Origin of the sequence: Peptoniphilus olsenii, from assembly GCF_040545475.1 — a bacterium.
Lineage (GTDB): Bacteria > Bacillota > Clostridia > Tissierellales > Peptoniphilaceae > Peptoniphilus_A > Peptoniphilus_A olsenii.
The window spans coordinates 1-13,971 of record NZ_JBEPMA010000005.1 but is presented as its reverse complement, the minus strand read 5'-3'; the positions used below and the strand labels follow the sequence as shown (position 1 = coordinate 13,971).

Genomic DNA, 13,971 nt, shown 5'->3' with positions numbered 1-13,971 from the left:
AATTATTCATACTTAGAATTCTTGCCTTATATTAATAAAATAATCAGATATTATTATCTAATGTTATTATACAGTATCAATAAATAATCATTTTTGGAGGAAAAAATGAAAAAAATAAAAATACAAGAACAATTTCAAGAGTTCATTGATAAAAACTACATATTTGTATTTGACATTCAAAATGATTCTAAACCTACTGAGCCTTTACTACATAAATATTCTAGGTTTTTATACATACTTGAAGGTCGAGGAAAAATAAAAATTAGCAATCGCATTTATAATCTATCTCCAGATACAATTATACAAATTGCACCTTGGCAAATTTCTGAAATTGTAGAGGTCCAAGAGGAGCTTGTTTACTATTTATTAGTATATAATTTTAATTTAATAAATATTTATGTAAAAAAGGAATTCAATTTAGATAGCCAAGAGTTAAATATAATTAATTCTTTCTATACTAATAATACCATCAAGCCATCCAAATCAGATTTAAATAAAATAAAACAGATTTTTGAAGATATACGTGAAGAATTCGGAATTTATTCTTTTGCAGCCTATCAAGAAATTAAACCTTTTACTAAAATTTATGCAGTTTCTATTCTTACAGAACTTTTGGCATTATATCTTAGAGACACTAATGGTGAATGTGTACCCAAAAATAATTTAACTCCTGATATGATTTTTATGTATATGTTTTTAAATTGCTCCAAAGATATAACTTTAAATATTCTATCAAAAGTATTTTATATGAGTGAAAGCTCAATCTCTAGATATATTACAAATTTAACTGGATTAGGTTTTTATGAATTGCTACAAGAAATGAAATTATTTAAAGCTAAATTTTTGTTTTCTAACACAAATTTAACTACCAAAGATATCGCCAATATCTTAAATTATTCTGATCCAAGCATGCTTTCAAAGAAATTTCAAGAAAAGTATAATATTGGAATAAAAGATTTTAAAAATTCTTTTCTTTCTAAAGAATCATTGGTCAATTTAAGACTTGACTATAAGGCATTAAAAATTATTGACTACATGTATGATAACTATTCTGAAGATATAGACATAATGACTGTATCTGAAATGTTTGAAATCTATCCCAAAAACATAAACGATATTTTGACCTATTATGTAGAAAAAAATTTTAGAACTTTTTTAAATCAAATTAGAATTTATAAATCATGTGATTTGTTGACAGAAACTGATTTGCCAATTACAGAAATTTCTGCAATGGTTGGATACAATTCTACCAAAACATATTTACGCAATTTTTATAACTTTTGGGGTCTTAATCCTTCTGATTTTAGAGAAAAGTATACGAAGTAATTTTTAATATTTATTATACTTTTAAATCAATTTTAATTAAAAAATCTACTGCAAGAGAAATCCAGCAGTAGATTTTTATTTTGTATAATAATATTATATAGAAAATACTTATTATTTAATTTGCAGCACTAATTTCTGTCCATATTCTATCATAGAGTTTAACTGCTTCACCTAAGTCTCTAAACGCTTCTAGAGGTGGAGTTGTTTCTAAGTCAGGATAGGCAACTTTTGAATTTTTAATATTTTCTGGTAATTTGTCTTTTATCCCCTTAACTGGTGAAGTATACCCTACGCAGTACTCTGCATTTTTTACTTGCACTTCTGGTTTTAACATATAATCGATAAACTTTTCAGCACCTTCTTTGTTGGCTGCATTTTTAGGTATGACCATTGAATCGTACCAAATATTAGATCCTTCTTTAGGTATAAAATAATCAAGGTCTGGGTTTTGTTCTATCATATTTAATGCATCTCCAGAATACATTACACAGATATTTGCGTCTCCTTGCACAACTACATCTCTTCCATCGTCATCTAGATATGCATAAACTAAAGGTTTTTGTTCTATCAATGTCTTCTTTGCTTCTTCTAATTCTTTCGGGTCAGTAGAATTTAGGGAATAACCAAGTCTTTTAAGTGCAAGGCCTATTGTATCTCTTTGAGAGTTATACATAATTATTTGCCCTTCATATTTCTTATCCCACAATGCATCCCAAGAATCTAATTTTTCATTAATCACAGCTTTATTGTAAACAATTCCCATTGTTCCCCAAAAATATGGCACTGAATATTTATTTTCTGGATCGAATACAGGATTTTTTAATTTATCTTCTACAGTGTCAAAGTTTTTTACATTATCAAAATTAATTTCTTGAACTAAGTCTTCTTTTATTAATCTTTCAATTAAATAATCACTTGGCACCACAACATCATATTGGTCTTGAGACTGAGTCATTTTTATATATAAATCTTCATTAGATGCATAAGTTGAATAATTAACTTTTATTCCAGTTTCTTTTTCAAAATCTTTTAATATTTGAGGGTCAATATATTCTCCCCAATTATAGACTGAAATCTCTTCTTTTGAAGAATTATCTTTAGAACCACAAGCTGTCAAAGTAAGCATTAAAATAAGTGATAAAGCAACTATAATTTTTTTCATTTTACACCTCATTAATTTTTTTATTTGTATTTTGTTTCTCGCTTCTCTTATTTATTATTAAAAGAAGAATTAAGAGTACTACGAGCATAATTGTAGAAACGGCGTTGATAGAGGGATTAATTCCCTTTCTTGCCATTGAGTATATCGTAATAGATAAATTTGAAACTCCTTGACCTGTATTAAAAAACGAAATCGCAAAATCATCTATAGAAAGAGTAAATGCCATCAATGCACCTGTGAGTATTGCAGGTTTAATTTGTGGTATTACCACATATCTAAGTGCATAAAAAGGAGTAGCACCTAAATCTAATGCTGCCTCCACAGTATTTTTCTGTAACTGAGATAGTTTTGGCAAAATGGAAAGTATAACATAAGGTATACAAAATACGATATGCGAAATAATCATAGTAGTATAACCCATCTTCAAATTAATAAGTCCAAAAAATCCCATTAAAGCTACAGCGGTCACAATATCAGGGTTGATAACTGGCAGATAGTTAATATTTAAAATCGCAGTTTTGCTAACTCCTTTTAGCTCATTAATCGCAATTGCTGCAAGAGTACCAACTATTGTGGAAACTAGTGTTGCAACTACCGCAACAATTATTGTAGTCCATAAAGAGCTCAAGATAGCTGGATCGTTAAATAAATTTTTGTACCATTTCAAAGTAAAACCTGCCCAAGAACCTTTGAGTTTTGAATTATTAAAACTAAATACTATGAGCACAAATATAGGAGCGTACAAGAAAGCAAAAATTAAAAACAAATAAATTTTATCAATTATTTTTTTCACATTATACCTCCTACTCCAGTATCTCTTTCGACATCTTTTTTAAATATTTTTGGAATAATTAAAATTAAAAGCATAATTATAATCAGTACTATGGATACAGCAGAGCCAAATCCCCAATCTCCTGTAAATGTAAACTGTTTTTCAATTAAATTTCCAATTAGATAGAAATTATTACCACCAAGCAAGTTTGGAACTACAAAAGTCGATATTGCAGGAATAAACACCATTGTTATACCTGTGTAGATACCCGGTAATGATAGCGGAAATATTACTTTTGTAAATACTTGAAAATCAGTGGCACCCAAATCTTTTGCTGCTTCAATTAATTTATTATCTATCTTTAAAAGTATTGTGTAAATCGGCAGTACCATAAATGGCAAAAAGTTATACACCATACCAATCATTATTGCCTTTGAATTATACATAAGGTCCCATGGTCCTAGCCCAAAAAGTCCTATAAATTTATTTATTAAACCATTATTGCCAAGAAGAGTCAACCATGCATATGTTCTTAATAAAAAGTTCATCCACATTGGAATGATAAATATTAAAATAGCATTGTTTCTTTTTCTCTCTGGCATTTTAGAAATAATATAGCTTACAGGATATCCGATTATTAAACATGCTAAAGTAGAAACTCCTGCAACAACAATTGAAGTCCATAAAATTTTTACATAAAGTGGTTCAAAAAACCTTGTAAAATTATCCATTGTGAAGCTAAAACTCGATAAATCACTTCCGCTATTTAGTGAGTAAATCAAGATTAAAATTAACGGAAACACTATAAAAGTGATAGCCCACAGTAAATATACATAAGAAAATTTTTTCATAGTCATAACCTCATAACGTGAATTAAATCTGGTTTAATTACTATACCTGTTTTTTCTCCAACTTCTTTTTTCTCAGTAGATTGTACAAGCATTTGATATCCTTTTACATCTACTGTCATTTCATAATGTACTCCCTTAAAAACAAGACTTTTGACTATACCATCAAGCATTTTGCCTTCTTCAGTTAAATTGACATCTTCAGGTCTTATAACAACTTCAACTTCTTCGTTTTTGTCAAAGCCTTTATCCACACAGACAAAATCTGTATCTAAAAACCTAACTTTATAATCTTCAAGCATCTTCGCTTTAATAATATTGGACTCACCAATAAAGCTCGCAACAAAAGAATTGTTAGGTTCATTATATATATTAATTGGAGTGTCCATTTGTTGAATTTCGCCTTCATTCATAACTATGATTCTATCACTCATCGAAAGAGCCTCCTCTTGATCATGAGTTACATATACAAAAGTTATTCCTACACTTTTTTGAATTCTTTTAAGTTCAATTTGCATATTTTGTCGAAGTTTTAAATCTAGTGCAGCAAGTGGTTCATCAAGTAATAGCACTTCAGGCTCATTTACAAGAGCTCTTGCTATTGCAATTCTTTGTTGTTGACCACCTGATAGTGAATCTATTTCACGATTTTCAAATCCATTTAAATTTACAAGTCTTAATACTTCTTGAACTTTAGAAGTGATAGTTTTTTTATCCAACTTTTTTATTTTAAGACCAAATGCTATATTATCGAACACATTCATATGAGGAAATAATGCATATCGCTGAAAAACTGTATTAATTTTCCTTTCATAGGGTGCTTTATCTGAAATATCCCCGCCATTAAACAAAATTTTCCCGCTATCTGCTTCCTCAAAACCACCAATCAATCTCAATATAGTTGTTTTACCACAACCACTTGGACCTAATATTGTCAAAAATTCATCTTTTAATACATTCATGCTAAAATTTTCGAGTATTACATTGTCGCCAAAACTTTTAGTCACATTTTGTAATTCGATTACACTATTTTCCATAATTTCACCTCAATATTAAAAACTTGGTGGAGAAGATATCCACAATACTTGAGCTTCCTTAGATTTATCGTTTTTAAGAAAATGCTCTTTATTTGCCCTAAAATAGAAAGTTTCACCTTTTTTTAAATTATATTTTTCATCATTTCCATACACTAATGTTACATTACCCTTAATTACATACCCAAATTCTTCACCATCATAAGGCGGTATATTTTTAGTTTTCCCTTCAGGATTAATAGTAATTAAAGTCGGTTCCATTTCATTTTTTTGAGCATTGGGAACAATCCATTTTATAAAATACCCCAAATCGTCATTTTCACTTTCAAAATAGTCCTCTTTTCTAAAGACTATCTGCTCATTTTCTTCACGCGCAAAAAAACTCTCAGGAGTAGTACCCAGAGCTTCTAAAATGTCTAAGAGCGAATCGACCGATGGCGATGTCAAGTCTCTTTCAATTTGCGATATGAACCCTTTGGTAAGCTCTGACCTTTCTGCAAGCTCCTCTTGTGTTAAACCTTGAGTAACTCGCAGCTGTTTTATTCTGTTACCTATTTCCATATTACAACCTCATATATTAAATAAAATCTTTAAATTATTAAACTCATATTGAAGTATAATTATTTTTAGTAATAAAGTCAATAGATATTAAGATTTTTGTTTAATTTTTTAAACTCCATCTTAAGACTAAACAATGTTTACAAAATAGATATCAAAAAACTCTTGCTATTTTATATGGTCTTTGCAATACTTGTATTTATAATTATTTAATTCATATGATAAACTCAAAGCATATGTAATATATATAAGATATGTAAAAATCACATTTTTAATAATTTTAGTCAAGGAGTATAAATGAAAAGGCATAATTCAATAGACATGTGGCGAGGTATAACAATCATCGCTATGATAATTTATCACACAATATATGATTTAGAAAATTTTTATGACTATAATATAAACCTTAATCTATATTATTTTCAGCAATATATTTGTTGGTCTTTTATTTTTATTTCTGGAATTAGTTTAAACTTTTCTGAAAATTATTTTAAGAAAGCGAAAATTTTAATTGTCGTGTCCACTTTAATCACCATTGCAACTTATATATTTTCTAAGGATAATTTGATTTTATTTGGTATAATGCATTTTTTTGCATCTGCATTTTTAATACAAAGTGTATGCAATAAATTTGTAAAAAAAATAAATCCTACAAAAGGACTTATTTTTTCAATGATATTATTTTTGTTTTTCAAAAGAATTTACTTTAAAGAGTTACTATTTGGACTAATAAAATTAGATAATGCAATATATAATCATAATTTATTTATAATAGGTCTGCCTTCTTCTAACTTTTATTCCGCAGATTATTTTCCTATAATACCTTGGATATTTTTATTTTACGCAGGATATTTTTCCTATAATTTTCTTAAACTCAAGAAAAAAGAAGCTTCCCAAAATATACTTAATATTATGGGAAGACATTCATTATTTCTTTATTTAATTCATCAAGTGGTAATAATTATAGTCTTGAAAATTATCTTCGGATATTAAATGCGGCCACTCGAACCGCCACCACCAGTGGAGCCGCCTCCACCAAAGCCACCGAAGCCCCCGCCACTTCCAAATCCGCCACCAGAAAATCCACCGAAACCTCCAGGTGGACCCCAGTAAATATTTCGTCTTCTTCTACGGCTTCCAGGGCCTCGTCCGCCTCCATTATTGCCATTAGATAATATACTAATAATCACATAAATAACTATCACAATAATGATAATTTGAGTAATACTCAGTTCGCTATCCTTAGAATAATCTATTGGCTCTTCTGGTTCACGAGCGTTTATCTCTACATCATACTCCATCTCATAGAGTTTAATAATTTGATTATAAGCATCGGTTACTGCTTTTTCCATTGGTCTATCTTCATTTTCTGAAGCAATTTGACTCATTTTTCTGATAATTCTAGATGCATATACATCTGGAAGCATTCCCTCTGTGCCATAGCCCGGCTGAATTCTCACGAGCCTATCCTCATCGCTTAGAAGTGCAAGCAAAATTAGAACTCCATTATCATTTTTAGCATCGCCAATTCCTATATCTTCAAAAACCTTAGTGGCATAGGAGTCGATATCATAATCTTCCATATCAGAAACAATAACGACAGCAATTTCGCCACCAGTTTTCTTTTTTAAATCATAAGTAGTCTTGTTAAAATAATCTATACTTTCTTTAGAAAGTGTGCCGGTTTCGTCATAAACATTGTAATTCATGTTTTCTTTGACGAAACCAGCAGATATATTTGTCACAAGAGCTAATATAAAAATTAATGTGACAAAAAACTTTTTCACTTTTATCACCTAAAACTTAACTTCCGGTGCTTGTTGATCCTTTTCTGAAACTTCAAAGTATTCTCTAACCCCAAATCCCATAATTTTAGCTATAAAATTTGTAGGAAATCTTCTCACATATTGATTGTATGTTTGAACAGTCTCATTATAACGCATTCTTTCTGTTGCAATTCTATTTTCTGTTCCTTCAAGTTGAGCTTGTAAATCTAGGAAGTTTTGGTTGGCTTTTAGCTCTGGGTAATTTTCCACCACAACATTTAATCTTCCTATAGCTTGTGTTAATTCATCATTTGCTTCTGCCAATTCCTTAGGAGATTTAGCTTCTGTGATACCTGCTCTTGCACGAGTTATTTCTTCAAAAGTTTCTCTTTCATGCCCTGCATACCCTTTTACAGTTTCAACTAGATTTGGAATTAAATCTGCACGTCTTTTTACTTGGTTTTGAACTTGTGCCCAAGATGCATTTACATCTTCATCAATTTTTACAAGTTTATTCCATTGACCTCCAAAAAATATTGCTAATACAACAACAATTGCAATAATAATAGCAATACCTGCTAAACCTTTATTTTTTTTATTCATATTTCCTCCTTAGCCTATTTGAGTAACTTCCATTTTGTCAATAGCATCATTAACAAGTAAGTCTATATCTAAATCTTCTTCAGAGCTTTCTATTCCTGATATGGTTGGCCTTAAATTAGGATGTTTTGGTAAGAATACAGTACAACAATCTTCAAATGGCAAAATAGACGTTTCATATGTGCCAATATCTGTTGCTATATTAATTATATTTACTTTATCCATACCTATTAAAGGTCTAAATACCAATTTATCAGTAACTGCATCAGTCACTTGAAGTCCACCTATAGTTTGTGAAGCAACTTGACCTAAATTTTCACCTGTTATTATGCAATCATAGCCTTTTTCTTCTGCCAATTTATGTGCAATCCTCATCATGAAACGTCTTGATATAATAGTCATCTCATCTTCAGGTGCATTCATGTTAATTTCTTTTTGAATTGGCAATATATTCACAGAATAAAAATTAAGCTTTCCACTAAAACTTGAGATGTCTTCTGCCAAAGTCTTTACCTTTTCTTCAGCTCTTTCAGAAGTGAAAGGATATGAATGAAAATGTAAACAGTCAACCATAACTCCCCTTTTTGCCATCAAAAATCCTGCCACGGGTGAATCAATTCCACCTGATAGAAGTAGGAGTCCACGGCCATTGGTCCCTTTTGGAAGTCCTCCATAAGCCTTAATCTTCTCTGTATAAATATAAGTATCCTTTTTTAAATCACAATAAACATAGAAATCTGGAGTATGAACATCTACTTTTACATCAAAATTCTTTAATACAATTGCACCTATTTTATTATTTATTTGCATTGAATTTAAAGGATAAGATTTATCTCCTCTAGAAGTATCTGCCTTAAATGTTTTGTATTCCGGATGAACACTTAATGTCTCTTCTACACATTTAAATATAGCTTCTCTAATCTTAACCTCATCAGTTTCCACTTTTATACTTGGTGCAATATAAACTATTCCAAAAACATGCTTCAATCTATTTATTAATTTTTCTTCATTATCTTCTGTAACTTCAACATAAACTTTGCCCATATTGTGATAAATCTTGCCATGATTTATTCCCTTCAAAGTTCGTTTGATATCTCCAATAAGTTTTTGCAAAAAAGTATTTCTATTTTTACCTTTTAAGACCAACTCTCCTAAGGAAAGTGCCATAACTCTTTGCATTTAATCACCTTCTCATTATTTTTCTAATCTCAGTAGTATATTTAACTAATTTTTTAACAAAAATATCCAATTCTTCTTCTGTAGTATCTTTTGAAAGACAAATTCTTATTGTACCTTCTGAATGGCGATTGTCAAGTCCAATTTGTGCAAGTGTCGATGATTTATGAGTGCCATTTGAAGAACATGCTGAAGCTGTAGATATATATATTTCATCTTGTTCTAAATAGTGAAGTAAAACTTCAGCTCTCGTATCTAAAATTGATAATGACAAAATAAAATCCGATGAATTTTTAGGCGAATTTATTCTATAGTCATCTAGACTTATCTCTAGATTTTTCAACAAATGAGATTTTAATCTTTTTGCTTTACTAAGTCTATCTTTTAAATCCCTATAAGTTAAATCACAGGCCTTACCAAAACCTAAAATTCCAGGCACATTTTCCGTTCCTGAACGCAGATTTTTTTCTTGACCTCCACCTATAACTAAACTATCAAGTTTAACTTCATTTTTTTTATATAAAGCTCCTACTCCTTTGGGCCCATAAATCTTATGGCTTGAAAAAGATAATGTATCAGCTCCAATATCCTTGACATCAATATTTATCTTTCCCACTGCTTGAACTGCATCAACATGACAAAAGATATCTTTATTTACATTCTTTGCTATTTTTATTAATTTTTTTACATTATTAATAGTTCCAAGCTCGTTGTGGACATAAATAAGTGATACAAGAATTGTATTTTCATCAAGCTCTTTTTTATATTTTTCCTCATCCACATTGCCATACTTATCTACATCAAGAAAAACCACTTCTAAACCTTGGTCTTTATAGTATTTAAATTGATCAAGAATAGACGCGTGTTCTATAGAAGTTGTAATAATTTTATTGCCCTTTCGTTTATTTTTAATTATTTCACCATGTATAGCAATATTGTTACTTTCTGTTCCACCTGAAGTAAAATAAATCTCGTCATTATTTGCACCAATAAGTTTAGCTGCACATTGCCTTGCTTTTTCTATCTCTTTCTCAACTTTGTGTCCAAATGAATGCAGAGAAGAAGGATTTGCAAAATCATCTTGTAAAGCTTTCATCATTACTTCTATTACTTCTGCATCTGGTTTTGTCGTAGCACAATTATCTAAATAAATCATTTAATCATCTTTCTTTTTATATGTATTAATAACCCAAATCAACATTAACTAAAAATACATAAATATCTCTATTTTCAGGATTTTTCTTTAAATAAAGTTCCATGTTTGCAGTACTATATACTGTAGTAGTATCCCCTTGCTCACCATTTTCTACTGAAGCATTATGTCGTATCGTATTTAATGGCACAGAAATATTTTTCACTCGCTCTTCTGCCTCTGCTTTTGATTTGACAAGCTTATTTCTGCCTGCAATAATAAAAACTTTTTCGTGTCCAAAACAAATGGAAGATATTCTATTTCCTATTTGATCTACAAAAAATAGACCTCCGTCTTCAGTAATCGCATTGGCAGAGGTTAAATATATATTAGAACGTGTGGCTAAATCTTCATTACCTTTGAAATCATCTTTCCAATGCCAAAATGTTTCAATGTTTTTTTCTTTTAAGATATCATATATTCCTAATTGCTCAATAGTTACACTTCCCCCTATTGCAGCTGAAGAATTCTCTTTAAAATAATAATCTAAATGTTTTAATAATTCTTTTTCATTTTTAAAAATTTCACAAATAAAACCATTTTGAATAAGTGATTTTTTTGTCCTCATTAAGTTTATCATTTAACACCTCTTAATTATTATACTATAAAATTTTAATAATTAAATTTTAAAATCCAATTAAAAATCAATATGAAAAATTTATTGTTATCTTATTTTATAATTAGGTTGACATCTTCTCTTCTTATAACTATACTCTTAATTGGAACGGAGGTAGTAAATGATAAATTCTAAAACAAAAAAATTAAAAACTAGAGATTTAACAAGAAGTTCACTTTTTATTGCCCTCATTGCAATAGGTGCTCATATCAAGGTTCCTATACCTTATATTCCTTTTACATTGCAATTTCTTTTCACAAACCTTTGTGGTCTACTTTTAGGTGGCGAAATTGCTTTTATCTGTATTATAACCTATGTTTTGCTAGGACTAATCGGACTTCCTGTTTTTACAACGGGTGGTGGAATATCCTACATATTGAGCCCTAGCTTTGGTTATTTGATTGGTTTTGCAGTAGGAGCTTATTTTGCTGGTAAATTTATGGAAAACAAAAAGTATGACAACAAAAACATTTTTTTAGCGGGACTGATAGATATTATACTCGTTTATTTATTCGGTGCCATATATTATTATTTTATCGCAAATTTTTATCTAGGCGATATTACATCTATAAAAAATGTATTAATTTATTGTATTCTTCTTCCCATGCCAGCCGATTTATTTTTGTGCGCTATTTCTATTCCAATAGCGAAAAGACTTAGGAGAGTATTATTTTGAAAAAAGGAATTTTTGTTACTGCAACTGGAACTGATATAGGAAAAACATATATATCTGCACAGTTGGTCAAAGAATTGAAAAAAGAAAATGTAAACATAAGTTATTTTAAAGCAGCTTTATCTGGAGCTGAAGGCGAAGATTTAATACCTGGAGATGCAAAATATGTAAAAGATTTAAACAATTTAAATGCCACATTTGACGAAATGGTATGCTATATCTTCAAAGATGCAATCTCGCCTCATCTAGCTGCCCGTAAAGAAAATGTTGATATCGACATGAACTTTATCAAAAAAAGATTTAATGAAGAACTTAAAAAGTATGATGCTTTGTTGATGGAAGGCGCGGGAGGAATAGTCTGTCCCATTTATTATGAAGACCATAAAAAAATAATGTTGGAAGATATAATAAAGAATCTTGGACTATCAACAATCGTAGTGGCCGATGCAGGACTTGGAACAATTAATCATACTATAATTACTTTAAATTATCTTAAAGATAAGAATATTAAAGTTAAGGGTGTAATTTTAAATAACTATGACAATTCATGGATGCATAAAGACAATTTAGAATGTATAGAAGATTTAAGTGACATAAAAGTTTTGGCTACATGCACCCATGACGGAAATTTAGAAAAAAGATATGATTTTAAATGGATTGATATATTAGAAGAGATAAAGGAGCAAAATTGAAAAATTATAATAATATGAGTATGGAAGAACTACAAAACTTAGATTTAAAATATATTTGGCATCCATGCTCTCAGATGAAAGATTACGAAGAATTACCACCAATTGTCATCAAAGAAGGACACGGTGTTTACTTAAAAGATGTAAATGATAAAGAATATATTGATGTAGTAAGTTCTTGGTGGTGTAACTTAATAGGACATACAAATGATACAGTAGTAGATAAAATAAAAAGTCAATTAGATAATCTTGAGCATGTTATATTCGCAAACTTTACTCACCCCCCTATTATTGAACTTTGCGATAGACTCACAGAATACTTACCAAAAGGACTAAATAAGTTTAATTTTTCAGACAATGGATCTGCAGCTGTAGAATGTGCTTTAAAAATGGCCTTCCAATATCATCATCAAATTGGTGATACAAATCGGAAAGGATTTATGTGTCTATCTGAAGGATATCATGGCGAAACTTTAGGTGCACTGTCTGTAGGAAGTCTCGATTTATATTCTGAAATTTATAAACCAATGTTAATGGACGCTCATCACATAAATGCTCCTGATTGCTATCGCTGTCCTTTTAACAAAGACAGAGAAAATTGCAATATCGAGTGTGGTGAATTCGCAAAAGAATCTTTTAAAAAACACGGAAAAACTACTGCAGCATTGATTATAGAACCTATCTTGCAAGGTGCAAGCGGGATGAAAATATACCCTGCAAAATATTTAAATTTACTTAGAGATTTATGTGACGAATATGGAGTTTTACTAATAGCCGATGAAATCGCCACAGGTTTTGGCAGAACTGGCAAATTCTTTGCAGTAAATCATGCAAATATATCGCCAGATATAATGACTATATCTAAAGGTCTTACTGGTGGCTTTATGCCAATGGCAGCAACAATTACAACAGAAAAAATTTATGACGCTTTTTATGGGGACTATAATTCTCATGTAGCATTTATGCATTCCCACACATATAGTGGAAACCCTCTTGGGTCAAGCGCTGCACTTGGTGTACTAGACTTTTTAGAAAAAAATAAAACTTTAGAGAGAGCCAATGAATTTGCACCAATTCTTAATAAAATGGTTCTTGAAGCTTTTGAAGGAGAAGAACATATAGGTGAAATAAGAAATATAGGATTAATTAACGCACTTGAAATAGTAGAAGATAAAGAAACTAAAAAACCTTTTGATTCAAAACTAAGACTCGGTTATCAAATTTACAAAAAAGCACTAGATTATGGACTACTTTTACGCCCTCTAGGTGATGTAATCTATTTTAATCCTCCACTAATATTTACTGAAGAAGAAGCTAGAAAATCAATAAAAATAATGAAAAAAGCCTATAAAGAAGTATTAGGATAAAAAAAGCCAGCGAACTGCTGGCTTTTTTATATAAATATAGATATAAATTATCACACATTCTGTCAAGTCCATAATATTGTGTAAATTAATCTAGTATAATATTTAATTCTATCATTTGCCTTAGCTATCAAATAAATACTTAAAAGGTTCTGTCAAGGGATAAAGCGAAGCGTACCTTGACAGGTTCTTTTT

Annotated in this window: 15 protein-coding genes; 5 read left to right on the top strand and 10 right to left on the bottom strand. The window is 29.9% G+C overall.

What is annotated here, in order from left to right; all coding sequences use genetic code 11:
- Window positions 1–105 precede the first annotated feature (105 nt).
- Window positions 106–1,326 carry a helix-turn-helix domain-containing protein gene (locus tag ABID14_RS05325; RefSeq protein WP_354367903.1) on the top strand — a complete coding sequence of 407 codons (1,221 nt, stop codon included), beginning with the start codon at window positions 106–108 and terminating at the stop codon, window positions 1,324–1,326.
- Window positions 1,327–1,441: 115 nt separating this feature from the next.
- On the opposite strand, the gene ABID14_RS05320 is transcribed toward ABID14_RS05325, so the two are convergent.
- From ABID14_RS05320 to ABID14_RS05300, 5 genes are read right to left on the bottom strand one after another with little or no spacing between them, the layout of a single operon-like run.
- Complete coding sequence (locus ABID14_RS05320) at window positions 1,442–2,488, bottom strand: ABC transporter substrate-binding protein (protein WP_354367901.1); 1,047 nt, start codon at window positions 2,486–2,488, stop codon at window positions 1,442–1,444.
- A gap of 1 nt (window position 2,489) precedes the next feature.
- On the bottom strand, window positions 2,490–3,281 hold the full coding sequence (locus ABID14_RS05315; RefSeq protein WP_354367899.1) for an ABC transporter permease: 792 nt from the start codon (window positions 3,279–3,281) through the stop codon (window positions 2,490–2,492).
- Window positions 3,278–4,111, bottom strand: a complete 834-nt coding sequence (locus ABID14_RS05310) for an ABC transporter permease (protein ID WP_354367897.1) — start codon at window positions 4,109–4,111, stop codon at window positions 3,278–3,280. Before ABID14_RS05310 ends, ABID14_RS05315 begins: the two co-directional genes overlap by 4 nt.
- Before the next feature lie 2 nt (window positions 4,112–4,113).
- On the bottom strand, window positions 4,114–5,145 hold the full coding sequence (locus ABID14_RS05305) for an ABC transporter ATP-binding protein (protein WP_354367895.1): 1,032 nt from the start codon (window positions 5,143–5,145) through the stop codon (window positions 4,114–4,116).
- 15 nt (window positions 5,146–5,160) lie between these two features.
- A complete protein-coding gene (locus ABID14_RS05300) occupies window positions 5,161–5,703 on the bottom strand; it encodes a helix-turn-helix domain-containing protein (RefSeq protein ID WP_354367893.1) in 543 nt (180 codons plus the stop codon).
- Between the two features lie 294 nt (window positions 5,704–5,997).
- Here ABID14_RS05300 and ABID14_RS05295 point away from each other — a divergent pair, with 294 nt between their 5' ends.
- Window positions 5,998–6,693 (top strand): heparan-alpha-glucosaminide N-acetyltransferase, encoded by a 696-nt coding sequence (locus tag ABID14_RS05295; RefSeq protein WP_354367891.1) that lies wholly within the window; start codon window positions 5,998–6,000, stop codon window positions 6,691–6,693.
- On the opposite strand, the gene ABID14_RS05290 is transcribed toward ABID14_RS05295, so the two are convergent.
- The 5 genes from ABID14_RS05290 to ABID14_RS05270 are packed head-to-tail and all read right to left on the bottom strand — an operon-like array spanning window position 6,690 to window position 11,014.
- A complete protein-coding gene (locus ABID14_RS05290) occupies window positions 6,690–7,487 on the bottom strand; it encodes a TPM domain-containing protein (RefSeq protein WP_354367889.1) in 798 nt (265 codons plus the stop codon). The two genes, ABID14_RS05295 and ABID14_RS05290, sit on opposite strands and share 4 nt — an antisense overlap.
- Window positions 7,488–7,496: 9 nt before the next feature.
- Window positions 7,497–8,069 carry a LemA family protein gene (locus ABID14_RS05285; protein WP_354367887.1) on the bottom strand — a complete coding sequence of 191 codons (573 nt, stop codon included), beginning with the start codon at window positions 8,067–8,069 and terminating at the stop codon, window positions 7,497–7,499.
- Window positions 8,070–8,078: 9 nt separating this feature from the next.
- Window positions 8,079–9,245, bottom strand: a complete 1,167-nt coding sequence (gene thiI / locus ABID14_RS05280; protein ID WP_354367885.1) for a tRNA uracil 4-sulfurtransferase ThiI — start codon at window positions 9,243–9,245, stop codon at window positions 8,079–8,081.
- A gap of 4 nt (window positions 9,246–9,249) precedes the next feature.
- Complete coding sequence (locus ABID14_RS05275) at window positions 9,250–10,398, bottom strand: cysteine desulfurase family protein (RefSeq protein WP_354367883.1); 1,149 nt, start codon at window positions 10,396–10,398, stop codon at window positions 9,250–9,252.
- A 25-nt stretch (window positions 10,399–10,423) separates the two neighbouring features.
- Window positions 10,424–11,014: an LUD domain-containing protein gene (locus ABID14_RS05270; protein ID WP_354367881.1), complete on the bottom strand. Its 591-nt coding sequence runs from the start codon at window positions 11,012–11,014 to the stop codon at window positions 10,424–10,426.
- A gap of 157 nt (window positions 11,015–11,171) precedes the next feature.
- Between ABID14_RS05270 and ABID14_RS05265 the strand changes: the two genes are divergently transcribed.
- From ABID14_RS05265 to bioA, 3 genes are read left to right on the top strand one after another with little or no spacing between them, the layout of a single operon-like run.
- Window positions 11,172–11,726, top strand: coding sequence for a biotin transporter BioY (locus ABID14_RS05265; RefSeq protein WP_354367879.1), 555 nt, complete (start codon window positions 11,172–11,174; stop codon window positions 11,724–11,726).
- Entirely contained in the window at window positions 11,723–12,415 is a 693-nt protein-coding gene (gene bioD / locus ABID14_RS05260) for a dethiobiotin synthase (RefSeq protein ID WP_354367877.1), read from the top strand. The genes ABID14_RS05265 and bioD overlap by 4 nt, the downstream gene beginning before the upstream one ends.
- A complete protein-coding gene (bioA, locus tag ABID14_RS05255; RefSeq protein WP_354367875.1) occupies window positions 12,412–13,779 on the top strand; it encodes an adenosylmethionine--8-amino-7-oxononanoate transaminase in 1,368 nt (455 codons plus the stop codon). The genes bioD and bioA overlap by 4 nt, the downstream gene beginning before the upstream one ends.
- Window positions 13,780–13,971 lie beyond the last annotated feature (192 nt).

Coding starts and splice junctions, on each gene's coding strand:
- ABID14_RS05310 (WP_354367897.1), bottom strand. CDS start 4,111: ATGAAAAAATTTTCTTATGTATATTTACTGTGGGCTATCACTTTTATA.
- ABID14_RS05320 (WP_354367901.1), bottom strand. CDS start 2,488: ATGAAAAAAATTATAGTTGCTTTATCACTTATTTTAATGCTTACTTTG.
- ABID14_RS05300 (WP_354367893.1), bottom strand. CDS start 5,703: ATGGAAATAGGTAACAGAATAAAACAGCTGCGAGTTACTCAAGGTTTA.
- ABID14_RS05325 (WP_354367903.1), top strand. CDS start 106: ATGAAAAAAATAAAAATACAAGAACAATTTCAAGAGTTCATTGATAAA.
- ABID14_RS05270 (WP_354367881.1), bottom strand. CDS start 11,014: ATGATAAACTTAATGAGGACAAAAAAATCACTTATTCAAAATGGTTTT.
- ABID14_RS05265 (WP_354367879.1), top strand. CDS start 11,172: ATGATAAATTCTAAAACAAAAAAATTAAAAACTAGAGATTTAACAAGA.
- ABID14_RS05285 (WP_354367887.1), bottom strand. CDS start 8,069: ATGAATAAAAAAAATAAAGGTTTAGCAGGTATTGCTATTATTATTGCA.
- thiI (WP_354367885.1), bottom strand. CDS start 9,245: ATGCAAAGAGTTATGGCACTTTCCTTAGGAGAGTTGGTCTTAAAAGGT.
- ABID14_RS05295 (WP_354367891.1), top strand. CDS start 5,998: ATGAAAAGGCATAATTCAATAGACATGTGGCGAGGTATAACAATCATC.
- ABID14_RS05305 (WP_354367895.1), bottom strand. CDS start 5,145: ATGGAAAATAGTGTAATCGAATTACAAAATGTGACTAAAAGTTTTGGC.
- ABID14_RS05275 (WP_354367883.1), bottom strand. CDS start 10,398: ATGATTTATTTAGATAATTGTGCTACGACAAAACCAGATGCAGAAGTA.